Source organism: Paraburkholderia sp. Ac-20342 (assembly GCF_017104985.1).
Lineage (GTDB): Bacteria > Pseudomonadota > Gammaproteobacteria > Burkholderiales > Burkholderiaceae > Paraburkholderia.
The window spans coordinates 1-22,151 of sequence record NZ_JAAGPQ010000055.1 but is presented as its reverse complement, the minus strand read 5'-3'; the positions used below and the strand labels follow the sequence as shown (position 1 = coordinate 22,151).

20 protein-coding genes, 1 pseudogene and 1 riboswitch are annotated in these 22,151 nt (G+C 66.2%); of the genes and pseudogenes, 14 read left to right on the top strand and 7 right to left on the bottom strand.

Features of this window, described 5'->3' with window-relative positions:
• Window positions 1-46: 46 nt before the first annotated feature.
• The 3 genes from G3N58_RS21640 to ggt all read right to left on the bottom strand — a co-directional run bounded on the left by G3N58_RS21640 (window position 47) and on the right by ggt (window position 4,543).
• Window positions 47-874 carry a ferritin-like domain-containing protein gene (locus tag G3N58_RS21640; protein ID WP_167040634.1) on the bottom strand — a complete coding sequence of 276 codons (828 nt, stop codon included), beginning with the start codon at window positions 872-874 and terminating at the stop codon, window positions 47-49.
• A 408-nt stretch (window positions 875-1,282) separates the two neighbouring features.
• On the bottom strand, window positions 1,283-2,671 hold the full coding sequence (locus G3N58_RS21635; protein ID WP_206000173.1) for an MFS transporter: 1,389 nt from the start codon (window positions 2,669-2,671) through the stop codon (window positions 1,283-1,285).
• A 231-nt stretch (window positions 2,672-2,902) separates the two neighbouring features.
• Window positions 2,903-4,543, bottom strand: coding sequence for a gamma-glutamyltransferase (gene ggt, locus G3N58_RS21630; RefSeq protein WP_167284953.1), 1,641 nt, complete (start codon window positions 4,541-4,543; stop codon window positions 2,903-2,905).
• A 322-nt stretch (window positions 4,544-4,865) separates the two neighbouring features.
• On the opposite strand from ggt, the gene G3N58_RS21625 reads away from it, so the two are divergent.
• From G3N58_RS21625 to G3N58_RS21615, 3 genes are all read left to right on the top strand, one after another.
• On the top strand, window positions 4,866-5,645 hold the full coding sequence (locus tag G3N58_RS21625) for a DeoR/GlpR family DNA-binding transcription regulator (protein WP_206000172.1): 780 nt from the start codon (window positions 4,866-4,868) through the stop codon (window positions 5,643-5,645).
• Between the two features lie 317 nt (window positions 5,646-5,962).
• Window positions 5,963-6,160, top strand: a complete 198-nt coding sequence (locus G3N58_RS21620; protein ID WP_167040622.1) for a hypothetical protein — start codon at window positions 5,963-5,965, stop codon at window positions 6,158-6,160.
• 194 nt (window positions 6,161-6,354) lie between these two features.
• Window positions 6,355-7,014 carry a TetR/AcrR family transcriptional regulator gene (locus tag G3N58_RS21615; RefSeq protein WP_167040619.1) on the top strand — a complete coding sequence of 220 codons (660 nt, stop codon included), beginning with the start codon at window positions 6,355-6,357 and terminating at the stop codon, window positions 7,012-7,014.
• Window positions 7,015-7,054: 40 nt separating this feature from the next.
• Here G3N58_RS21615 and G3N58_RS21610 read toward each other — a convergent pair whose 3' ends face one another.
• On the bottom strand, window positions 7,055-7,429 hold the full coding sequence (locus G3N58_RS21610) for a hypothetical protein (RefSeq protein WP_205990448.1): 375 nt from the start codon (window positions 7,427-7,429) through the stop codon (window positions 7,055-7,057).
• A 201-nt stretch (window positions 7,430-7,630) separates the two neighbouring features.
• On the opposite strand from G3N58_RS21610, the gene glpD reads away from it, so the two are divergent.
• The 3 genes from glpD to G3N58_RS21595 all read left to right on the top strand — a co-directional run bounded on the left by glpD (window position 7,631) and on the right by G3N58_RS21595 (window position 11,645).
• Window positions 7,631-9,160: a glycerol-3-phosphate dehydrogenase gene (gene glpD, locus G3N58_RS21605; RefSeq protein ID WP_206000171.1), complete on the top strand. Its 1,530-nt coding sequence runs from the start codon at window positions 7,631-7,633 to the stop codon at window positions 9,158-9,160.
• A gap of 188 nt (window positions 9,161-9,348) precedes the next feature.
• Window positions 9,349-10,848, top strand: coding sequence for a glycerol kinase GlpK (gene glpK, locus G3N58_RS21600; RefSeq protein ID WP_167284948.1), 1,500 nt, complete (start codon window positions 9,349-9,351; stop codon window positions 10,846-10,848).
• Window positions 10,849-10,958: 110 nt separating this feature from the next.
• Window positions 10,959-11,645: an HAD family hydrolase gene (locus G3N58_RS21595; protein WP_167040611.1), complete on the top strand. Its 687-nt coding sequence runs from the start codon at window positions 10,959-10,961 to the stop codon at window positions 11,643-11,645.
• Between the two features lie 26 nt (window positions 11,646-11,671).
• On the opposite strand, the gene ribB is transcribed toward G3N58_RS21595, so the two are convergent.
• On the bottom strand, window positions 11,672-12,391 hold the full coding sequence (gene ribB / locus G3N58_RS21590; protein ID WP_205192745.1) for a 3,4-dihydroxy-2-butanone-4-phosphate synthase: 720 nt from the start codon (window positions 12,389-12,391) through the stop codon (window positions 11,672-11,674).
• Here ribB and G3N58_RS21585 point away from each other — a divergent pair.
• Entirely contained in the window at window positions 12,390-12,572 is a 183-nt protein-coding gene (locus tag G3N58_RS21585; RefSeq protein WP_206000170.1) for a hypothetical protein, read from the top strand. The two genes, ribB and G3N58_RS21585, sit on opposite strands and share 2 nt — an antisense overlap.
• A riboswitch (FMN riboswitch) is annotated at window positions 12,546-12,729 on the bottom strand. It overlaps the preceding gene by 27 nt.
• Window positions 12,730-12,876: 147 nt before the next feature.
• On the opposite strand, the gene G3N58_RS21580 is transcribed toward G3N58_RS21585, so the two are convergent.
• Window positions 12,877-13,578, bottom strand: coding sequence for an XRE family transcriptional regulator (locus tag G3N58_RS21580; protein WP_167040605.1), 702 nt, complete (start codon window positions 13,576-13,578; stop codon window positions 12,877-12,879).
• A 123-nt stretch (window positions 13,579-13,701) separates the two neighbouring features.
• On the bottom strand, window positions 13,702-14,868 hold the full coding sequence (locus G3N58_RS21575) for an MFS transporter (RefSeq protein WP_167040602.1): 1,167 nt from the start codon (window positions 14,866-14,868) through the stop codon (window positions 13,702-13,704).
• A 116-nt stretch (window positions 14,869-14,984) separates the two neighbouring features.
• On the opposite strand from G3N58_RS21575, the gene G3N58_RS21570 reads away from it, so the two are divergent.
• The 7 genes and pseudogenes from G3N58_RS21570 to G3N58_RS21540 all read left to right on the top strand — a co-directional run.
• Window positions 14,985-15,950: a LysR family transcriptional regulator gene (locus G3N58_RS21570; protein ID WP_167040599.1), complete on the top strand. Its 966-nt coding sequence runs from the start codon at window positions 14,985-14,987 to the stop codon at window positions 15,948-15,950.
• Window positions 15,951-16,088: 138 nt separating this feature from the next.
• On the top strand, window positions 16,089-17,462 hold the full coding sequence (miaB, locus tag G3N58_RS21565) for a tRNA (N6-isopentenyl adenosine(37)-C2)-methylthiotransferase MiaB (protein WP_206000169.1): 1,374 nt from the start codon (window positions 16,089-16,091) through the stop codon (window positions 17,460-17,462).
• A gap of 62 nt (window positions 17,463-17,524) precedes the next feature.
• Window positions 17,525-18,610 carry a PhoH family protein gene (locus tag G3N58_RS21560; protein ID WP_206000168.1) on the top strand — a complete coding sequence of 362 codons (1,086 nt, stop codon included), beginning with the start codon at window positions 17,525-17,527 and terminating at the stop codon, window positions 18,608-18,610.
• Window positions 18,611-18,872: 262 nt separating this feature from the next.
• Window positions 18,873-19,334 (top strand): rRNA maturation RNase YbeY, encoded by a 462-nt coding sequence (gene ybeY / locus G3N58_RS21555; protein WP_167040590.1) that lies wholly within the window; start codon window positions 18,873-18,875, stop codon window positions 19,332-19,334.
• A 51-nt stretch (window positions 19,335-19,385) separates the two neighbouring features.
• Window positions 19,386-20,096 (top strand): gamma-glutamylcyclotransferase, encoded by a 711-nt coding sequence (locus G3N58_RS21550; protein ID WP_167284938.1) that lies wholly within the window; start codon window positions 19,386-19,388, stop codon window positions 20,094-20,096.
• A gap of 293 nt (window positions 20,097-20,389) precedes the next feature.
• Window positions 20,390-21,295 (top strand): transporter associated domain-containing protein, encoded by a 906-nt coding sequence (locus tag G3N58_RS21545; protein WP_167040585.1) that lies wholly within the window; start codon window positions 20,390-20,392, stop codon window positions 21,293-21,295.
• A 133-nt stretch (window positions 21,296-21,428) separates the two neighbouring features.
• Window positions 21,429-22,151: pseudogene (locus G3N58_RS21540) on the top strand (apolipoprotein N-acyltransferase); the annotation flags it as partial.

Genomic DNA, 22,151 nt, shown 5'->3' with positions numbered 1-22,151 from the left:
ACGGTTATTAACGCAACGTCAGCGCAAAAACCGGCGCGCCGCCGGATCAGCGGAAGAACACGTGCTGCGTGATCTTCGCGAGCGGATAATGCACGCCCGGCTGAATGCGTGCCGGCAGATCGAGCGGCTTGAGCAGCATCTTCACGCACATGTCGGCCGACAGATTGCGCCGCACCAGGGTGTTGATGCGCGCCGCACGCTCGCGGTTATACGCGGAATCGTGCACGCGCTCAGGATAGCGGATCGCAAACACATGCCGCAGCGCGATCTCCGAATCCTCGTTCTTGATCTCCATCACGCGGCGCATCAGCGCACCGAGCACCGCGAGACGACCATTGCCTTCGATCCTGTTGTACTTCTTGAAATACTTGAAAAAGTGCTTGTAATGCCGGACTTCGTCGGTGCGGATGTTGTCGGTGATCTGCTTGAGCACCGGCTCGTCCGAGCATTCGTTGATCGCGCGATACAGCGTCGCCGTGCCGGTTTCGACCACGCAACGCGCGACCATTTCGAGCGCGCGGGTCTTTTCGAAATCCTCGACCGAGCAGGTCAGCGAGTATTCGGCCATGAAGTTGCGAAACGCGGTGTCCCAGTCGAATTCGGGCCACACGTAGCCGATATAGGTCTTCAGCGAGCGGCCATGCTGCATTTCCTCGGGCTCCCACTCGTTGTTGAGCCAGGCCGAGACTTCGGGATCGTCGTTGAAGAAGGTACTGAGATTGCTGGTGTAGAGGTCGGTGCCGCTTTCGATAAACGAAGCCGCGCACAGCAGCAACAGCAGGTCTTCGTTCGCGGAGGCCTTCTGCCGGTCGATGCGGGTAAGGTCGATGTCCTCGATCCGCCAGGGCATGACATGGTTCAGCTCTGTGTGCATCGTGTCTTGCTCCGAATGCCGTACCGACTCGTGGAGCCTGCTCGCAACCGCCCCGCGCTCGCCGTGATGCCGTGTCGGATACAACGCCGTGAATTAGAGTTGGGCTCTTGTACTCTGCATGTTAGCCGGTGTTAAGCGACTATGCAGCGCTCCATGAAGAGTACTCTGCACAGACCATGCCGCACCGCCGCAGTTCCGCTTCGCAGATAGGCGAAATATTCCAGCAGGTTAAAGCGGCGGGCGGGGAGCGAAAAAAACCGGCTCGACGAGCCGGCTTCGAGGAGTTGGCTTTCGGCACATTTCAGTCCGCATACGAAAGCCGAGGGATCGGTCCAACCGGCAAAGGCTGGCGCGCCGCGGCATCGATGGCGGCCGCGCGCCTGCCGGTTGCGGCGTGTTGCGGCGCACTCAGGCGGGCAGCACGCCGGCCTGAGCCGGACGCATGCGGCGCATGCGCAGCGCCACGATGATGAGCGACACCCCCGACAACACCGCCGCGAGCAGCACGTAGTAGCTCGGCGCGAGCTTGTCGCCGGTCAGATGAATGAAGGTCTCGACGATGGTCGGCGCAAAGCCGCCGAAGATCGTCACGCCGATGCTGTAACCGATCGAAAGCCCCGTCGAACGAACCTGGGTCGGGAAAATCTCCGACATCAACGCGGGCATCGGCCCCGAATAGGCGGCCTTGAAAATACCGGCGACGCCTTGCAGCAACAGCAGCCAGCCGATCGTCGGATGAAACTGCAGCCACGCGAACATCGGATAGATCAGCAGCCCCATCAGGATCGACGTGGTCAGCATGATGCGAATCCGGCCGATGCGATCGGACAGCGCGCCCATGACCGGCGAAAAGATGAACTGCATGCCGCCGTTCAGCACGACCACGCCGAACGACACGGCCGCCGCCATATGCAACTGCTTGACCGCATAAAGCGGCATATAAAGCTGCAACACGTACACGCCGACCGTCGATTGAGCAACGATGCCGATCGCGAGCAACAGGTTGACCCACTGATTCGCGAACGACGCATCCTTGCTCGTATCGACGGCCTTGCGTTCGCCGGCCGCCTCGCGAGCTTCACGTTCCGCTTCTCGCTCTTCACGCAGCGCGAGAAATTCGGGCGTCTCGTCGAGATGCGAGCGGATGTAATAGCCCACCGGACCGACCAGCAAGCCGAACACGAACGGCACGCGCCAGCCCCAGCTATTGAGGTGTTCGGCCGGCAGCCAGGCGGTCAGCAGCGAGCCGAAGGTGGCCGCGGCAATCGCCGCGAGGCCCTGGCTCGCGAACTGCCAGCTCGCGTAATAGCCGCGCCGCGACGCGCTGTGCTCGACCATGAAGGCCGTCGCGCTGCCGAATTCGCCGCCCACCGCGAAGCCCTGCACGAGCCGCGCGAGCAGCACCAGCAACGGCGCCGCGAGTCCGATCGACGAAAACGGCGGCATCACCGCCATCGTGAAGGTGCCGACCATCATCAAGGCGATGGCGAGCGTGAGCGCCGCCTTGCGGCCCTTGCGATCGCCGTACAGGCCGAGCACGACCGCGCCGAGCGGGCGCATCAGGAACGAGATGCCGAACGTGGCGATGGCCAGCAGCGTCGAGAGCCACTCGTCGTGCAACGGGAAGAACTGTTTCGCGATGATCGTCGCGAAGTAGCCGTAGACGAGGAAGTCGAACCACTCGAGCGCGTTGCCGATCGACGACGAAAATACGATACGCCGCACCATGGCCTTCGAAAGCGGCGCGGGCGATACATGAGGGGATACGCTCGCGGAACGCGATGCGGGATGGTTCATGGGGGTCTCCTGCCGGTCTGATACGTGATACGTGATTCCGGGGTGCGTGCGGCGCCGCTTGCACGAGCATGCCCACGCCTGCGCGAGCGGCACGGCGCTCACACGGCCCATGCCGTTCAGCGGCGACGCGCCCGGCATGGACGGGCGCGGCGTACGAAGCGCCGCGCATCCTGTCGAAGCGGTTCCCGAATCCGGCTTCGAGCCACGGCGCCGCAGCTCGAAGCCCTTGCTTCAGAAACCTGCGGCGAGCCCGTCGCGCCGGCTGTCGCTGGCCGCGACATAGCCGCGCTCCGGCTCGTTGCGATCGAGCTTCCAGATGAACTGGCCGGAGCCGAAGTCCATATACGGATCGTCGACCGACTTGAGCGTGTGGCCGAGCTTCTGCAAACCCTCGGTCGTCTTCGGATCGAGCGTCGACTCGATGTCGACCGTGAAGTCACGGTTGACCTTCCAGCGCGGCGCATCGCACGCGGCCTGCGGCTGCTGGCCGTAGTCGAGCATGCGCACCACCGTTTGCAGATGGCCCTGCGGCTGCATGTCGCCACCCATCACGCCGAAACTCATCACCGCTTCCTGCTGGCCGTTCACCTGCTGCGTGAGGAACGCCGGGATGATCGTATGGAACGGCCGCTTGCCGCCCTCGACGACGTTCGGCGATTTCGGGTCCATCGAGAAGCCGCAGCCGCGGTTCTGCAGCGCGATGCCGGTGTCCGGCACGACGATGCCCGAGCCGAAACCCATGTAGTTCGACTGGATGAAGCTGACCATCATGCCGTTCTCGTCCGCGGCCGACATGTAGATCGTGCCGCCCGCCTTCGGCATGCCGAAGTCGAAATGCGTCGCGCGCTTCGGATCGATCAGCTTCGCGCGCGAAGTCAGGTAGGCGTCGTCGAGCATCTGCTCCGGCGTGACGTCCATCGAACGCGGGTCGGCCACGTAGCGATACAGGTCGGCGAACGCGAGCTTCATCGCTTCGATCTGCAGATGCTGCGACTCGACGCTGTCCACCTTCAGCGACTTCACGTCGAACTTTTCGAGGATGCCGAGTGCCACCAGCGCGGCGATGCCCTGCCCGTTCGGCGGAATCTCGTGCACGGTGTAGCCGCGATAGTCCTTGCCGATCGGCTCGACCCAGTCCGCGCGGTAGTTGCGCAGATCGTCGGCGGTCAGCGCGGCACCGCCCTCACGCGCGAACGCGGCGATGCGCTCGGCGATCTCGCCTTCGTAGTACGCGCGCGGGCCCTGCTCGGCGAGCAGGCGCAGCGTCTTCGCGTGACCGGGCAGGCGCACCAGTTCGCTGACTTCAGGCGCGCGGCCGTGCGGCATGAAGGTCTGCGCGAAGCCGGGCAGGTCCTTCAGCTCCGGCACGGCGGCCGCCCACTTGTAGGCGACGATGCTCGCCACCGCGTGACCGCGCTCGGCGATCTCGATGGCCGGCTCCATCAGGTCTGCGAACGGCAGCTTGCCGAACTTCTGGTGCAGCGCTTCCCAGCCGGCGATCACGCCCGGCACCGTGACCGCGTCCCAGCCGCGCTTGGGCTGCTTCGCGAGGCCGTTCACCTCGCCGTATTTGCGCTTGAAGTAATCGACGTTCCACGCGGCCGGCGACACGCCCGAGGCGTTCAGGCCGTGCAGCTTCTTGCCGTCCCACACGAGCGCGAACGCATCGCCGCCGAGGCCGCACGACACCGGCTCGACCACCGTGATCGCGGCGGCGGCGGCGATCGCCGCGTCGACGGCATTGCCGCCCTTCCACAGCATGCGCAGCCCGGCCTGCGCGGCGAGCGGATGAGAGGTCGACACGATGTTGCGTGCGAATACGGGCAAACGTTGCGTCGGATAGGGGTTGTGCCAGTTACTGAAGCCAGTCATGTCGAACACTCTCGAAAGCGCGGCCCGGCGCGAAAAGTCGCTGGGCCTCATGGGAAAAGTTGTAAAGCAGGTAAAACGGGGAACTCCGGATTGCAGCGCGAACGGGCCCAAAAAACAAATTCATTTATCAAATGAATAAATGCGTAATTCGCCTGAATGGGTGCTCGAAGCCGGTGCCGAGCTTCAGCAGCGCGCCCATGCGGATTGCGCGGGTTGGCGGACAACAGGCCCGATGGTCTTACAATAGCCGCACCCCGCCCACGGGCGGCCGGCCTCGACCACGCGCCGGCCACGCCGCCACCCCATCCACGATACGCGACACATGACACGAGACCCCCGCCTGACTCTCAACGCCCGGCAACAGGAATTGCTGGAGTGGGTGCAACGCGACGGCTTCGTCACCGTGGACGACCTCGCGAGTCATTTCAACGTGACACCGCAGACGATCCGCCGCGACGTGAACTGGCTCGCCGACATGAACCTGCTGCGCCGCTATCATGGCGGAGCGAGCCTGCCGACCAGCTCCGAGAACGTCTCGTACACGGCGCGCCAGCGCATGTTCCATGAGGAGAAACGGCGCATCGCAACGCTAGTGGCCACTCACATTCCCGATCAGGCGTCGCTCTTCATCAATCTCGGCACGACCACCGAAGAAATCGCGCGCGCGCTCAACCGGCATCGCGGCTTGCGCGTGATTACGAACAATCTGAACGTCGCCAGCATGATGAGCGGCTATCCCGATTGCGAGGTGCTCGTGACGGGCGGCATCGTGCGGCCGTGGGACAAGGGCATCGTCGGCGAGCTGGCGATCGACTTCATCCGCCAGTTCAAGGTCGATTTCGCGATCATCGGTACGTCGAGCATCGAAACCGACGGCACGCTGCGCGACTTCGACACGCGCGAAGTGCGCGTCGCCGAGGCGATCATCGAGCACGCGCGCACCGTGTTCCTCGCCGCCGACCACTCCAAATTCGGCCGCCCGGCGCTGGTTCGCCAGGGACATCTCGACCAGATCGACGCGCTGTTCACCGACGCCGCCCCGCCCGCGGACATGGCCGAGACGCTCACCGCCACCAACTGCCAGGTCTATATCGCCGGGTAAGGTCCGCTCGCGCCAGGCGTTCTCCGCCATGCTGCGGCGCACGCAAAACTTCGAGTGAAATCAAGAATCTGGCGGCTCTCGCCGACCGCCTCCCGGTGGCCCAATTGTCAAAGGGAAAATTTACGGGGGCCGGGTTGGTGTTTCACAGGTGGTTGACTACACTCCAGTTCCCCGGCCTTCGTTGCGCGCTTCGCGCGGCGTCGGCGATTGAATCTGTCGTATAAGCCGTACTTCCCGCCCTGATCCTTTTAGCGGACCCGACCGGCCGTGCCGGTTGCCTGCAAGGCTGTCCGCGATTGCCTGACATGGAGAGAACGATGCTGAGTCCGCATGAATTCGCCACGTTGTTGCTCGTCAAGGACGCCCCCAACCAGGTCGATATGGACCGTGAAGAACTCGATGCATTGCTCGAACGCCAACTGGTGCAACTCGAACGCCTCGCATCGGGCAACGAACGGTGGCGCGTGACGGAAACCGGCAACAACGCATTGCGGGCCATCAAGCGGTCTTCCTGAGACATTTTCCGCCAGCGCTTTTTCGCCAGCTTCTCGCATAACGATCGCGGAGCGCACCGCCTTCGGGTTCGTTCGCACCGGCATTGCACTGGCGCGTCGTTCGATGAGCATGACAGCGGGCCGCTTCGCGGCCCTTTCTTGTGTGCGAATCCTTTACACAGTAAATTGACGCGACGGACTTCCGACCCTCGCGCATGCCCAAGACGCTCTCCCCCGAAGACATCCAGCAGTTTCGCGAAGCGATGCGACGTGTTGCCGAAAGCGCGTTCGCGACACGCGGCGCGCAGGGCGTGACGATGCGCGAGCTGGCAAAGGAGCTCGGCTGCAGCGCCATGACCCCCTACCGCTACTTCCGCGACAAGAACGAAATTCTCGCGATGGTCCGCGCCGCCGCGTTCAATCGCTTCGCGGCGCGTCTCGAAGCGGCGGCACAAAGCATCCCCGCGGACGCCCCCGCCGCCGATCACTCGGCGGTCAGCGAAGCCTACGTCGCGTTCGCGCTCGACGAGCCGCACGCGTATCGCCTGATGTTCGACCAGGTGCCGCAGCAAGGCGCTTACCCCGAACTGACCGCCGCGTCGCAGCGCGCATGGCGGCTGCTCGGCGCGCATTTCGAGCAGCTCGTCGCGGCGGGAATTCTGGAAGGCGATCCGCAACTGATCGGCTACGCGTACTGGACAAGCCTGCACGGCTTCACGATGCTCGCGCTCGCCGGTCAGCTACCGTTGCCGGCGGCACGGCAAGCCGATTCGGCCGCCGCGACAAGTCAACCAGCGGACGAACCTTCGCGCGAAGCGGTATTCGCACAGATTCTGCGCATGCTATGGCGCGGCGCCCTGCCTCAACACACGTGAGCAGGTAAGCACGTGAGCTCGCGAGCAGTTGGCCCGCGCCTTAACCGTTGCGCAGTGTCGGATCGACCGCCGCGCGCCAGCTGATCGCCTTCGCGCGCTGCTCCGCAAAGAACTGGACCCACTGATTGCGCACCTTCGGGTCGCCGCTCATCCCCTCGCTCGCGTGGCGCTGCGCGATCGACGCCTGGAACGCGCAGAAATCGTTCTTCGAGAGCCGGCCGCGCCGGTTCGCGACGTACGCATCGAAAAACGTCGTATAGACGGACTGGGCGTCGCTGCCGTAATCGACCGTTTGCGGCGAGCACATCTGCTGCAACGCCTCGAACGAAGGCGCTCCCCTCGTTCCCTCCAGGCTCGGCGAACTCACGCACCCCGCCAGAAGCGCCGCGGCGCCGATCATGAAAAGTCCACGCATTCAAATCACCTCAAAGTGGCTGCTGTCGAGAGTATCTTCCGTGGCCGAGCGTTGCGCCACTCCTCCGGCCATCCGGCCAGGTCTCGATCGGATAAACGAACTTTACTTTTTCGAATATGTTCATTAAAGTTCGAAAACGAACATCATTGGTTCGATTAGTTTTCCAACCTCCTTTCAAGATTCGACCCAGGGGACTCAGCGGTGGCGCAAGGCTCGAAATACGATTTGCTCGTCGTGGGCGGCGGGATCAACGGTGCCGGCATCGCGCGCGACGCGGCCGGGCGCGGCCTGTCGGTGCTGCTGTGCGAACAGGACGATCTGGCCGCGCATACGTCGTCGGCGAGTACGAAGCTGATTCACGGCGGCCTGCGCTACCTCGAATACCGCGAGTTCGGGCTCGTGCGCAAGGCGTTGCAGGAGCGCGAAACGCTGCTGCGCGCGGCGCCGCACATCATGTGGCCGCTGCGCTTCGTGATGCCGCACATGCCCGATCTGCGCCCAGCGTGGCTGATCCGCGCGGGCCTGTTTCTCTACGACCATCTGGCGAAGCGCGAACTGCTGCCCGGCTCGCGCGGCATCGCGATGCACCGGCACCCGGCCGGCGCGCCGCTCGTCGATTCGATCAAGCGCGGTTTCGTGTATTCGGACGGCTGGGTCAACGACGCGCGCCTCGTCGTGCTGAACGCGCTCGATGCGCACGAGCACGGCGCGACCATCCTCACGCGCACGAAGCTCGTCAGCGCGGTGCGCGCGGGCGGCGAATGGCGCGCGCAGCTACAGCGCGCGGACGGCACGACGCTCGACGTGCGCGCGGCGGCCGTCGCCAACGCGGCGGGCCCGTGGGTCGGCGAACTGCTGAAGGGCGCGCTCGGCCGCCCCGCGTCGCATAGCGTGAGGCTCGTCAAGGGCAGCCACATCGTCACGCGGCGGCTGTTCGAGCACGATCACGCGTACATCTTCCAGAACCCGGACAAGCGGATCATCTTCGCGATCCCGTACGAACACGACTACACGCTGATCGGCACGACCGACCTCGAATATCGCGGCGACCCGTCGCAGGTCGCGATCGACGCCCACGAAACGCAGTACCTTTGCGATTCGATCAACCGCTATTTCAAGCAGAAAATCTCGCCGGCCGACGTGCGCTGGACCTACTCGGGCGTGCGCCCGCTGCTTGAGGACGAAAACGCGGACAACCCCTCGGCGGTCACGCGCGACTACTCGCTCGAACTCGACGCACCGGCGGACGAAGCGCCGCTGCTGTCGGTGTTCGGCGGCAAGATCACGACGTTTCGCAAGCTCGCCGAGCAGGCCGTCGATACGCTCGCGCAAGCCCTGCAGCACGAGGTGCCCGCGTGGACCGTCGGCGCGTCGCTGCCCGGTGGCGATATCGCGCAGGCGAACTTCAACCGCTTCCTCGGCGAGTTCAGCCGCACCCATGCGTGGCTGCCGGCGGCGCTCGCGCATCGCCTCGCGCGCGCATACGGCACGCGCGCGAATCGCGTGCTCGGCGACGCCCGCGCGCTCGCCGATCTCGGCCGCGAATTCGCGCCGGGTCTTTACGAAGCCGAGCTGAGCTATCTGCGCGATGTCGAATGGGCGCGCAGCGCGCAGGACGTGCTGTGGCGACGCTCGAAACTCGGGCTGCACGTCGCGCCGGGCACGCTCGACCAGGTCACGCGCGACATCGACGCGTGGTTCGCGAGCGAACCCGTGCAGCAAAGCGCGTAAGACAACAGGCATGTGAGACACAGGCGGCACGCACGGCGAGAACCCAGGCCGGCTGGACGAGACCGTCACGCGCCATCACACTACTGCAACACACGATTGCAGCGCGCTCGCGACGACACGCCGCAACCTGGCCGCTCCGATCGCCGGCCGGCAACCCGGCGATCCGCCATACCCATGGAGAAGAGACAATGCAGGATCAGTACGTCCTCGCGCTTGACCAAGGCACCACCAGCTCGCGCGCGATGCTGTTCGACCGGCGCGGCAACGTCGTGTCGATCGCGCAGAAAGAATTCCGGCAGATCTATCCGCATCCGGGCTGGGTCGAGCACGATCCGCAGGAAATCTGGTCGACCCAGGCCGGCGTCGCAGCCGAGGCCGTCACGCGCGCGGGCCTGAACGGCGCGTCGATCGCGGCGATCGGCATCACCAACCAGCGCGAAACCACCATCGTGTGGGATCGCCAGACCGGCCAGCCGATCTACAACGCGATCGTCTGGCAGGACCACCGCGCCGCCGACTTCTGCGACGCACTGAAGGCCCAGGGGCTCGAACCGAGCGTGCGCGCGAAAACCGGTCTGCCGATCGACTCGTACTTCTCGGCGACGAAAATCCGCTGGATTCTCGACAACGTCGAAGGCGCGCGCGAAAAAGCGCGCCAGGGCCGGCTCGCGTTCGGCACCGTCGACAGCTGGCTCGTGTGGAATTTCACGAAGGGCGCGCTGCACATCACCGACGTGACCAACGCGTCGCGCACGATGCTCTTCAACATCCACACGCTGCAGTGGGACGACGAACTGCTCGCCGCGCTCGACATTCCGCGCAGCATGCTGCCCGAGGTGCGGCCGTCGTCACAGGTGTACGGGCCGACCGTGACCACGGTGTTCGCCTCGAATATTCCGCTCGCGGGCATCGCCGGCGACCAGCAGGCCGCGCTGTTCGGGCAGATGTGCACCGAGTCGGGCATGGTCAAGAACACCTACGGCACCGGCTGCTTTCTGATGATGAACACCGGCGACAAGCCGATCGAATCGCAGAACAATCTCGTCACGACGCTCGCCTGGCAGATCGGCGAGCGGATCGACTACGCGCTCGAAGGCAGCATCTTCATCGGCGGCGCGGTCGTGCAGTGGCTGCGCGACGGCCTCGGCATCATCAGGAACGCGGCGGAGATCGAAACGCTCGCGCGCGGCGTGCCGCATTGCGACGGCGTGTACCTCGTGCCCGCCTTCGCCGGCCTCGGCGCGCCGCACTGGAACGCGCATGCGCGCGGCACGCTGTTCGGCGTGACGCGCGGCACGACGTCCGCGCATATCGCACGCGCGGCGCTCGATTCGATCGCCTATCAATCGCTCGACGTGCTGAAGGCGATGGAAGCCGACGCGGGCATCCGCATCGGCGAACTGCGCGTGGACGGCGGCGCCTGCGCGAACAATCTGCTGATGCAATTTCAGGCCGACATTCTCGGCGTCGACGCGGTGCGCCCGAAGGTGCCGGAAACGACCGCGCTCGGCGCGGCCTATCTGGCCGGTCTCGCGGTCGGCTACTGGAAAGATGTCGACGAACTGCAAAGCCAGTGGAAGCTCGAACACCGCTTCACGCCCGCGCTGCCGCATGCCGAGGTCAAGGCGTGCCTCGACGGCTGGCAGCGCGCGATCCGCGCGGCGAAGGCATGGGCCGATACGCCATAAGCCATGAGCCACGAACCGCGCCGGAAAGCACGTATCATGGCGCTGTCCATCCCGACGCGCAGGCAGGCGAGAACGCCGGCCGCGCGCTTTCCGCTTATCGTTCTTCAGGCATGATCGACCACCTCATCTGTGACTGCGACGGCGTGCTCGTCGACAGCGAAGTCATCGCCGATCGCGTGATGTTCGAAACGCTGACGGCCTCGTTTCCCGGCATCGACTTCGAGCCCGTCGTCAAAACGGCGTTCGGCCAGCAAACCTCGCGCTTTCTCGAAGGCATCGAGCAATCGTTCGACGTCAGACTGCCCGCGAACTTCCTCGACACGATCGAGCACAACATCGAGCTTGCGCTGGCCGCGTCGCTGGGTCCGATCCACGGCGTGCGCGACGCGCTGCAACGCGTGACGCTGCCGGCCGCGGTCGTGTCGAACAGCCGCATGACGCGCGTGAGCGCCTCGGTGCGGCGCGCGGGTCTGCAGCAGATTTTCGGCGAACGGGTTTTCAGCGCCGAGCAGGTCGAGCGGCCCAAGCCCTACCCCGACGTGTATCTGTTCGCGGCAAAAACGCTCGGTGTCGAGCCGGCGCGCTGCCTCGTCGTCGAAGACAGCGTCGCGGGTCTGAATGCGGCACGCGCGGCAGGCATGAAAACGATCGCGTTCGTCGGCGCGAGCCATATTCCCGACGGCTACGCGGACGCGCTGCGCTCGATGGGCATGACGCGCATCATGAAGCACATGGACGAACTGCCTGGGCTGGTCGCGGCGGGCATGCGCGGCGAGTTTGGCGACGTGCAGTCGTAGTATCGATCGACAACGCGCCGCCCCCTTCAGGCCTCGAGCACCGCCCCCTCACGCACCTGCGCGAGCGCCTCGCGAAACTCGACGAGTTCGGCGATCGTCAGCATCGGCAAATCGTGTTGCGCGGCAAAGCGCTCGACGTCCGCGCCGCGCGTCATCGTGCCGTCGGCGTTCATCAACTCGCACAGCACGCCGGCCGGCTTCAGGCCCGCGAGAATCGCGAGATCGACCGTGCCCTCGGTATGGCCGCGCCGCGCGAGCACGCCGCCGGGCATCGCCCGCAGCGGGAACACGTGGCCCGGACGCACGATGTCGGCGGGCTTCGCCGTATCGGCAATCGCGGCGCGGATCGTCGTCACGCGATCCTGCGCCGACACGCCCGTGCTCACACCCTCGCGCGCCTCGATCGACACCGTGAACGCGGTGCCGTGACGGCTTTCGTTGTTGACGGCCATCGGCGGCAATTCGAGCGCGCGGATTGTGTCGTCGGGCAGGCACAGGCAGACGATGCCGCTGCATTCGCGGATCAGGAGCGCCATCGTTTGGACCGACAGACGCTCGGCCGCGACGATCAGATCGGCTTCGTTCTCGCGGTCGTGGTCGTCCTGCAGAACGACGGCGCGGCCCTCGCGCAGCGCCTGCAAGGCGGCGGCGATACGCGGCGGAACGGTTTCGGTGGCGAGCAGCGGGAGATCGGCGAAAGCATCTTCGGCAATCGTCGACGGAGCGGGAAAAGTAGCAAAGGACATGGTTGAAACGCTCATCGCAAAAGTTGGGCGAAAAACGTTTCAGGGCATTGCAAACAGACTCGAACGCGCCGCCGGGCGCCGCACGAAGGCGGCGCTCGTCCACCGGCGCCGCCAGAACGACCAGCGGCAGCGCGGAGCGCACATGACTCTATCTGCACATCTTCTTCCATCCGGACTGTGACCGTCGGCTCTGGCTTCTCACCAGATCTGCTGACCCCGCCGCGGCCTTCGATACGCTGAAGACCGCTCGATGCGGGCGCTCGCGGGCTCACCGACTCGCGCTTTCGCGCTGACGGCTTACCGCCGGTGGGGAATTGCACCCCGCCCTGAAGACGCACTGATTGCCGGTTCGACCGGCCGGCGAAGCATACAACAGGCGCATCGGAACTGCAGCGCGCCCCACAAAGACCCTACTGGCGGCGTTGGACCTGCAGCGACGCGCTGACTGCGCCCCGACCTGCGTCCGAACCGCGCGCCGTCGAGCCTCAACCCGGCACGCCTTCGCGCGCGGCCTCCTCACGCGCCGCGCCCACGGCCGGCACGTCCCAGCGCGGCGGCGTCTCCGCCCGCAGCGTCACGCGAAACGCGCGCGCCTCGGTGTCGCCGGGATTGCGCAGGCTGTGCGGCTGATCGGCATCGAAGACGATCGCATCGCCGGTCGCGAGCAGCTGGCGTTGATCGTGCACGCTGACTTCGAGCGTGCCGTCGCTGACGACGAGGTTGACGGTCGTGCCCGGCGCGCGCGGCGTGCCCGTCTCGGTGTGCAGCGGCGCGATGCGCAGCTCGTGAAATTCGGCGGCGCCCGGCTCGGTATCGGGATACAGCGGCCGCGCCGAGTAGCGCCCGTTCGCGCTGACGACTCGCGCCGAGCGCTCGGCCGGCAGATGCTCGAAGCCGTTCGTCGCGTGGCGCCGCAGAAACGCCGCGACCGAGACCTTCAGCGCCGCCGCCACCTTGCACAGCACCTTGATCGACGGCACGCTGCGCGCCGATTCGATCTGCGCGAGCATGGCGCGCGACACGCCGGACGCGCGCGCTAGCGCATCGAGCGAAAGCTGGCGCTCGGCGCGCAGGCGGGCCAGATTCACGCCGACCAGTTGCTCGAGCGCATCGAACGGTTCGGCTGCGCGCGGCACCGCATCGGCATCGGCCGGGCGATCGCGAACCAGCGCAAGCGGAGAATGCATAGTGGCCTCCAGAGCGCCGCCGGGCGGCGCAAAAGCATTGAGTGGAAGCAAGATAGCATCGCGCTGTGCCGCGCCCAACGAAGTTATCTTCACACTGTTATCAGCATTGCAGAGGCAAGCCGTTCACGCACGCTGCGCGACCGCGCGCACCGGCGCATCCATGCGCGCGGCAAACCAGGTGAGCAGCAGCGCCGCCACGCTGACCGCCGCCGCGACCCACGGCAAGGTATCGAGGGCATGGCCGTGAGCGATCACGAGGCCGCCGAGCCACGCGCCTGCCGCATTGCCGACGTTGAATGCGCCGATGTTCAGCGTCGAGGCGAGATTCGGCGCGGCGGCCGCCTTCTCGACCACGCGCATCTGCAACGGCGGCACCGTCGCGAACGCGGCAATGCCCCACACGAACACCGTGACCGCCGCGGCGACCTGCGAATGGCTGGTGCGCGCGAAGACCGCCATGACCACCGCGAGCGCGGCGAGAATGCCCATCAGCGACGGCATCAGCGCGCGGTCCGCGAGCTTGCCGCCGACCACGTTGCCGACCGTCAGGCCCGCGCCGAACAGCACGAGAATCAGCGTCACGGCGCGCGGCGAGAAGCCGCTCACCTGTTCGAGGATCGGCGCGATATAGGTGAACACGACGAACACGCCGCCGAAGCCGAGCACCGTCATCGCGAGCGCGGTCCAGACCTGCGGGTCCCTCAGCACGCGCACTTCGTGGCCGAGGCCGGCCGGGCCGCTGTCGTGCCGGTTCGGCACGAGCGCCGCGATGCCCGCGAGCGACAGCACGCCGAGTCCGCTAACGATCCAGAACGTCGCGCGCCAGCCGAACTGCTGGCCGACGAAGGTGCCGAACGGCACGCCGAGCACGTTCGCGAGCGTGAGGCCCGTGAACATCAGCGCGATCGCGCTGGCGCGCTTCTCGGCCGGCACGAGCGAGGCCGCGACCACCGCGCCGATGCCGAAGAACGAGCCGTGCGCGAACGAGGTCACGACGCGCGCGACCATCAGCACCGAATAATCGGGCGCGACCGCGCACAGCACGTTGCCGACGATGAACACGCCCATCAGCAGTTGCAGCGCCAGCTTGCGCGACATCTTGCTCGTGACCACCGCGAGCAGCGGCGCGCCGACCGCGACGCCGAGCGCGTAGCCGCTCACGAGCAGCCCCGCCGACGGAATCGACACGGCGAGATCGCGCGCCACCTCGGGCAACAGGCCCATGATGACGAATTCGGTCGTGCCGATCGCGAATGCGCTGATCGCCAGCGCGAGTAAGGGAATGGGCATGGAGGTGCTCCGGATAAGAGGGAAATTCAGTCAAGGCCGCATTGTCCGGGCAGGGAGCCGATTTGATAATTGGCGTAGCATTTGAAACATTTTCAAATCGTGCTTGAAAATCGGCAATGGACAATCTCGGCGACATCCGCCTCTTCGTCGAAGCGGCGCAGCAGGGCAGCCTGTCGGCGGCGGGCCGCAGAATGGGCCTCACGCCCGCCGCGGCAAGCGCGCGCCTCGCCAGGCTCGAAAGCCATCTGAAGGCGCGGCTCTTCGAGCGCACCACGCGCCAGTTGCGGCTCACCGACGAGGGGCGGCTCTATCTGAACTGCTGCCGCGAGGCGCTGCAATCGCTCGACGACGCCGAAGCGGCCTTGCAGGAAGGGCAAGGCGTCGTGCGCGGCAAGGTGCGCATCTCGACGACCTCCGACTTCGGCCGCAACCTGCTGCTGCACTGGCTCGACGAATTCAACGCGCGATATCCGGACGTGAAGTTCGCGCTGACGCTGTCGGATTCGCTGTCGAATCTCGTGCAGGAAGACATCGATCTCGCGATCCGCTTCGGCGTGCCGCAGGACAGCTCGCTGGTCGCCCGCAAGCTCGCGCCGAACCGGCGCGTGCTGTGCGCGTCGCCGGCATACATCGCGCGCAAGGGCGAGCCGAAGGACCCGCAAGACCTCGCCCGTTTCGATTGCATCGTGCTCGGCACCGCGTCCGGGCCGGCGAACGAGTGGCGCTTCACGCGCGGCGACGCAGTGCAGCACTACACGGTGCCGCTCGACGCCGCGCGCGAGACCAACGACGGCGCGGTCGCCCGCGAATGGGCGCTGCGCGGCTACGGCATCGCGATCAAATCGATGTGGGACGTGGAAGCGGACCTGCGCGCCGACGGACTGAAGGTGCTGTTGCCCGAGTGGCGCTATCCGGACGCGCCGCTGCACGCGCTCTATCACCGCAACCGCTTCATGGCGCCGCGCGTGCGCGCGCTGCTCGATTTTCTCGCCGAGCGTTTCGCGCTCGTGTCGGACGAACTGGAAAGCCTGCTGGGCCTGCCGCCGGAACGCTCGGCCGGCGGCCAAACCCGTGCTCCCTGAAGGGCTATAATAGTGAGTTACGTTGCGGCGGCGCTTGCGCATCAGCTTGCGCGCCCGAACGCGTGGCCCGGCGCGCCGCGCAACCCTCTCCACCCTTTATGACGCCCCCAGGTTAACCACTGCGACCGGCGAAATTCGATGACCAAGAAAGTTTATGTAAAGACCTTTGGCTGCCAGATGAACGAGTACGACTCCGACAAGATGGTCGACGTGCTCGGTGCCGCTGAAGGACTCGTCAAGACCGACACGCCGGAAGACGCCGACGTGATCCTGTTCAACACCTGCTCGGTGCGCGAAAAAGCGCAGGAAAAAGTCTTCTCCGACCTCGGCCGCGTGCGCGAGCTGAAGGACGCGAATCCAGATCTGATTATCGGCGTAGGCGGCTGCGTGGCGAGCCAGGAAGGCGCGTCGATCGTCGCGCGCGCGCCGTACGTCGACATCGTGTTCGGGCCGCAAACGCTGCACCGCCTGCCGCAAATGATCGACGAGCGCCGCGTGAGCGGGCGCGCCCAGGTCGATATTTCGTTCCCCGAAATCGAGAAGTTCGACCACCTGCCGCCGGCGCGCGTCGAAGGCCCGAGCGCGTTCGTGTCGATCATGGAAGGCTGCAGCAAGTACTGCAGCTACTGTGTCGTGCCCTACACGCGCGGCGAGGAAGTGTCGCGTCCGCTCGACGACGTGCTGACCGAAATCGCCGGTCTCGCCGACCAGGGCGTGCGCGAAGTCACGCTGCTCGGCCAGAACGTCAATGCATACCGTGGCGCGCTGACCGTGGGCTCAAGCGAGATCGCCGACTTCGCGACGCTGATCGAATACGTCGCGGACCTCCCCGGCATCGAACGGATTCGCTACACCACCTCGCATCCGAAGGAATTCACGCAGCGCCTGATCGACACCTACGCGAAGGTGCCGAAGCTCGTGAGCCACCTGCATCTGCCGGTGCAGCACGGCTCCGACCGCATCCTGATGGCGATGAAGCGCGGCTACACCGTGCTCGAATACAAGTCCGTGATCCGCAAGCTGCGCGCGATCCGCCCGGACCTGTCGCTGTCGACGGACATGATCGTCGGCTTCCCCGGCGAGACCGAGGAAGACTTCGCGAAGATGATGGCGCTCGTCGACGAGATGAAGTACGACACGAGCTTCTCGTTCATCTACAGCCCGCGTCCCGGCACGCCGGCCGCGAACCTGCACGACGACACGCCGCGCGAGGTGAAACTCAAACGCCTGCAACATCTGCAGGCGACCATCGAAGAGAACGTGCAGCGCATCAGCGACGCGATGGTCGGCAAGGTCGAGCGCATTCTGGTCGAGCGCCCCGCGCGCAAGGACCCGAACGAGCTCGCGGGCCGCACCGAGAACAACCGCGTCGTCAATTTCCCGGCGCCGGTCGCCTCGCACGCACGGTTGATCGGCCAGATGGTCGACGTGAAGATCGTGCACGCGTACCCGCACTCGCTGCGCGGCGAACTCGTGATGGTTCACGACGACCGCACGGCGACCACGCACTGACGCACTGAACGGCCGCCACCCGACATTCCGAGTACCGCAACCGACAGGATCGACTCACCGCCTTGAAGACCACTCAGCAGCATCTGGAATTCACCGCGCCGCGCGAAGACAACGCGCGGCTCGCCAACCTCTGCGGACCGCTCGACGAAAATCTGCGGCAGATCGAGCAGGCGCTCGACGTGACCCTGCAGCGCCGCGGCCATCGCATCACGATTCGCGGACGCGGCGCAAAGCTCGCGCTCACGGCGCTCGAAAACTTCTACAACAGCGCGCGCGAGCCTTTGTCGGTCGACGACATCCAGCTCGCGCTCGTCGAAGTGCGCCATCCGGCGCGCCATCGGCCGAACGGCAACGGCGGCGCCAATGGCGACGACACGGCCGATCCGCGCTTCGCCGGCAACCCCGATCATCCGTTCGACCAGCCCGCCGATCTCGACGCGAGCGACGACGACTTCCAGGAATACGGCCCGAAGCTCTACACGCGGCGCGCGGACCTGCGCGGCCGCACGCCGGCGCAGCGCGAGTATCTGAAGCAGATCGTCTCGCACGACGTCACCTTCGGCGTCGGCCCGGCCGGCACCGGCAAGACCTACCTCGCGGTGGCCTGCGCGGTCGACGCGCTCGAGCGCGACCAGGTCAAGCGCATCGTGCTGACGCGCCCGGCCGTCGAGGCGGGCGAACGGCTCGGCTTCTTGCCGGGCGATCTGGCGCAGAAGGTCGATCCGTACCTGCGACCGCTCTACGATGCGCTCTACGACCTGCTCGGCTTCGACAAGACCGCGAAGATGTTCGAGCGGCAGATGATCGAAATCGCACCGCTCGCGTACATGCGCGGCCGCACGCTGAACCACGCGTTCATCATCCTCGACGAGGCGCAGAACACCACGCCCGAGCAGATGAAGATGTTCCTCACGCGGATCGGCTTCGGCTCGAAGGCCGTCGTCACCGGCGACACGACCCAGATCGACCTGCCGCGCGGCCACAAGAGCGGCCTGATCGAGGCGCAGCAGGTGCTCTCGGAGGTGCGCGGCATCGCGCTCACGCGCTTCACGAGCGCGGATGTGGTGCGCCATCCGCTGGTCGCGCGCATTGTGGAGGCGTACGATGCGCATGCGCAGAAATCGGCGGCTCCGTTGGATTCGCGCTGAAGCGCGGCACTTGCGCGGGATAGGCGGCGTGGCTGACCGGACCGCGTAAGCCGCGCCGCCGAGCGGCGCCACCGGAGCGACGCGCTCTGCTCGAAGCCGCTGCCATCGCGAACGCCACGAACGCCACGAACGCCACGAACGCCACGAACGCCACGAACGCCACGAACGCCACCAAGAGCGTAACGCCCCACGCAACCGCCAGCGCAACAACGAACGCCGCAGGAAACACCACAACAAACGCGAAGCCCCGACCCGAGACCGCATGAGCCGCTCCCCGAAACTGACGTTGAACCTGCAATTTCCCGCCGCCAAAGCCTGGCCGGAACACAAGGCGCTGCTGCCGCGCGCGAGCGTTGCGAGCTGGATCAAGGCGGCGCTCTTCGCGGACGGCGAACTGACCGTGCGTTTCGTCGACGTCGAGGAAGGCCGCACGCTGAACCGCACCTATCGCGGCAAGGACTACGCGACCAATGTGCTGACCTTCGCCTACGCCGAATCGGAAGACGATCCGGTCACGGGCGATCTGATCCTGTGCTGCCCGGTAGTTGAAAAGGAAGCCACCGAGCAGGGCAAGCCGCTCGTCGCGCACTATGCGCATCTGCTCGTGCACGGTACGCTGCATGCCCAGGGCTACGACCACGAAGTCGAGGAAGAAGCCGAGGAAATGGAAGCGATCGAAACCGAAATCCTCGGTAAGCTCGGGTTTCCGGACCCTTACCGATAGGCTTCTGCGACTCCCGCCCCTTCCCCACGCCATCCACGACCCAACCCTACCGTGAGCACCTCGTCCCCCGAAGCCGATATCCCCGTGCGCTGCCCGGACTACCCGCCGATGCTCGGCGAGTCGCGGCTGCTGACGGACGAGGAACTGCGCGCGTCGCTCGAATCGACGCTGCGCGGCTGGGACCGCCAAAGCGACCTGTGGCTGTTCGGCTATGGCTCGCTGATCTGGAACCCGGGCCTGCCGACCGTCGAAGCGCTGCGCTCGAAGGTGCACGGCTATCACCGCGGGCTCTACCTATGGTCGCGCGTGAATCGCGGCACGCCCGAGCAGCCGGGCCTCGTGCTCGCGCTCGATCGCGGCGGCTCGTGCACTGGCGTGGCATTCCGGCTCGCCGCCGCCGGCTCGATGCCGCATCTCGAAGCGCTGTGGCGCCGCGAAATGCCGATGGGCTCGTACCGCCCCGCTTGGCTGCCCTGCGTACTCGCGGACGGCCGGCGCGTCGACGCGCTCGCCTTCGTGATGCGGCGCGACGCACCGAGCTACACCGGCAAGCTGCGCGACGACATCGTCCGGACCGTGCTCGGTTGCGCGTGCGGCCGCTACGGCACGACGCTCGACTACGTGAGCCGCACGGTCCATGCGCTGCGCGAAAGCGGCATGCCCGACCGCGCGCTCGAAGCGCTGCTCACACGCTGTCAGGCGCGAGAGGTCGATGAAATGCCGCAGCCGGCCGCGCCCGAGCGCGCGGCGACGGGACGGTAAGACTGAAAGAGCCGAAGCCGGGAAGCGCCGGCCGGCCCTAGGCACGACTCGCCAGCGGCGCCGCGAGCCATCCCGCCCGCTCTCGCCCGTCCCCGTGCGCGAGTTACTTTTTTGCCGGCAAGCGCTTTTCGACACGTAATCGGTTAGGATGAGCCCATGCCCCACCCTCGCGGCGCGGCCGCTTCACCCGGCTTCAAATCAGCGCCAGGCCCGGCGGGACACGGTTTCGCCATGCGCCTGGTGTATCCTTAATGCTCTGCAACAGCGCGCCCAGTCTCGCCGGGCGCACTACCATGAACGACACGTATCCCAGTCGACGCCATACCGGACGCACCCTCGACAAACCGCAGGAAAAGCGCTCGCTGCTCGAGCGCCTGACCGATTTCATCTCGCCCGAGCCCGACTCGCGCGCCGAACTTCTGGAAATTCTGCAGGACGCGCACGAGCGCAACCTGATCGACGCCGACTCGCTGTCGATGATCGAAGGCGTGTTCCAGGTGTCGGAACTGTGCGCACGCGACATCATGGTGCCGCGAGCGCAAATGGACGCGATCAACATCGCGGACAACCCATCCGAATTCATCCCGTTCGTGCTGGAAAAGGCGCACTCGCGCTATCCGGTCTACGAGGGCAATCGCGACAACATCATCGGCGTGCTGCTCGCGAAAGACCTGCTGCGCTACTACGCCGAAGAAGAATTCGACGTGCGCGGCATGCTGCGCCCGGCCGTGTTCATCCCCGAGTCGAAGCGCCTGAACGTGCTGCTGCACGACTTTCGCGTGAACCGCAACCACCTCGCGGTGGTCGTCGACGAATACGGCGGCGTGGCGGGCCTCATCACGATCGAAGACGTGCTGGAGCAGATCGTCGGCGACATCGAGGACGAATACGATTTCGACGAGGAAAGCGGCAACATCATCGCCTCGCCGGACGGGCGCTTCCGCGTGCGCGCGCTGACCGAGATCGAGCAGTTCAACGAGACCTTCGGCACGCACTATTCGGACGAGGAAGTCGATACGATCGGCGGGCTCGTTACGCATCACTTCGGCCGCGTGCCGCATCGCGGCGAAAAAGTCCGCCTCGACGATCTGATCTTCGAGATCCTGCGCGGCGACGCGCGCCAGGTCCACATGCTGCTCGTGCGCCGCGACCCGCTCGCGGGCCAGCGCGAACGCGAGGCGCAGCACGTGCAGACCTGAGCGGCCGGCGCGCCGTACCGTTTCGCCGGCGCGCCCGTTCGCGAAATTTTGGCGTGCCGCCTTGCAGGTTTCCTTGCACGCTTTTTTGACTCCTCATTTCGACTCCTCAACTTCCGACGCCGACCACGCAATAATGGCCGACCCGATCACTTCCCGCCCGCGCCACGACGTGAGCGCCCCCGCCGCCGACACGCGCAGCCGCGCCCTGCCGCGCTGGCACTATCTCGTGGCACTTGCCGCGGGTGCCGCCAATACACTGTCGTTCGCGCCGACGCCGCACGGCGGCTGGCTGCAGCTCGCGATCTTCGTGTTCTTCTTTGCGTGGCTCACGCGCAGCACCGGCTGGAAAAGCGCCGCGCTGACGGGCTGGGCGTTCGGCTTCGGCAATTTCGTGACCGGCGTGTGGTGGCTCTACGTGAGCATGCACGACTACGGCGGCATGCCCGCGCCGCTGGCCGGCACGGCGCTCGCGCTGTTCTCGCTGTACCTGGCCCTCTATCCGGCGCTGGCCGCAGGTGTCTGGTCGTTCTGCGCGGGCCACGCCCGCAACGGCGCGGCCGACGACCGCCAGCCGTTCTCGCCGACCTGGCACGGCGCGCTCGCCTTCGCGAGCGCGTGGGCCATTGGCGAATGGCTGCGCGGCACCGTGTTCACCGGCTTTCCGTGGCTCGCCACCGGCTATGCGCAGGTGGACGGCCCGTTCGCCGGATTCGCGCCGGTGGCCGGCGTGTACGGCGTCGGCTGGATGGTCGCGCTGAGCGCCGCGCTGATCGTGCAGGCGCTGCTGGCGTCGATCTCGGCGGGTTCAGCACGCGAACCGCGCAACGCAGGCGCCGCACCGGGCGCCGCCGCGAGC

Coding starts and splice junctions, on each gene's coding strand:
- G3N58_RS21640 (WP_167040634.1), bottom strand. CDS start 874: ATGCACACAGAGCTGAACCATGTCATGCCCTGGCGGATCGAGGACATC.
- glpK (WP_167284948.1), top strand. CDS start 9,349: ATGCAGGATCAGTACGTCCTCGCGCTTGACCAAGGCACCACCAGCTCG.
- G3N58_RS21545 (WP_167040585.1), top strand. CDS start 20,390: ATGAACGACACGTATCCCAGTCGACGCCATACCGGACGCACCCTCGAC.
- G3N58_RS21585 (WP_206000170.1), top strand. CDS start 12,390: ATGGTTGAAACGCTCATCGCAAAAGTTGGGCGAAAAACGTTTCAGGGC.
- G3N58_RS21615 (WP_167040619.1), top strand. CDS start 6,355: ATGCCCAAGACGCTCTCCCCCGAAGACATCCAGCAGTTTCGCGAAGCG.
- G3N58_RS21625 (WP_206000172.1), top strand. CDS start 4,866: ATGACACGAGACCCCCGCCTGACTCTCAACGCCCGGCAACAGGAATTG.
- ybeY (WP_167040590.1), top strand. CDS start 18,873: ATGAGCCGCTCCCCGAAACTGACGTTGAACCTGCAATTTCCCGCCGCC.
- G3N58_RS21580 (WP_167040605.1), bottom strand. CDS start 13,578: ATGCATTCTCCGCTTGCGCTGGTTCGCGATCGCCCGGCCGATGCCGAT.
- G3N58_RS21620 (WP_167040622.1), top strand. CDS start 5,963: ATGCTGAGTCCGCATGAATTCGCCACGTTGTTGCTCGTCAAGGACGCC.
- G3N58_RS21575 (WP_167040602.1), bottom strand. CDS start 14,868: ATGCCCATTCCCTTACTCGCGCTGGCGATCAGCGCATTCGCGATCGGC.
- G3N58_RS21570 (WP_167040599.1), top strand. CDS start 14,985: ATGGACAATCTCGGCGACATCCGCCTCTTCGTCGAAGCGGCGCAGCAG.
- ribB (WP_205192745.1), bottom strand. CDS start 12,391: ATGTCCTTTGCTACTTTTCCCGCTCCGTCGACGATTGCCGAAGATGCT.
- G3N58_RS21610 (WP_205990448.1), bottom strand. CDS start 7,429: ATGCGTGGACTTTTCATGATCGGCGCCGCGGCGCTTCTGGCGGGGTGC.
- G3N58_RS21635 (WP_206000173.1), bottom strand. CDS start 2,671: ATGAACCATCCCGCATCGCGTTCCGCGAGCGTATCCCCTCATGTATCG.
- G3N58_RS21595 (WP_167040611.1), top strand. CDS start 10,959: ATGATCGACCACCTCATCTGTGACTGCGACGGCGTGCTCGTCGACAGC.
- ggt (WP_167284953.1), bottom strand. CDS start 4,543: ATGACTGGCTTCAGTAACTGGCACAACCCCTATCCGACGCAACGTTTG.
- miaB (WP_206000169.1), top strand. CDS start 16,089: ATGACCAAGAAAGTTTATGTAAAGACCTTTGGCTGCCAGATGAACGAG.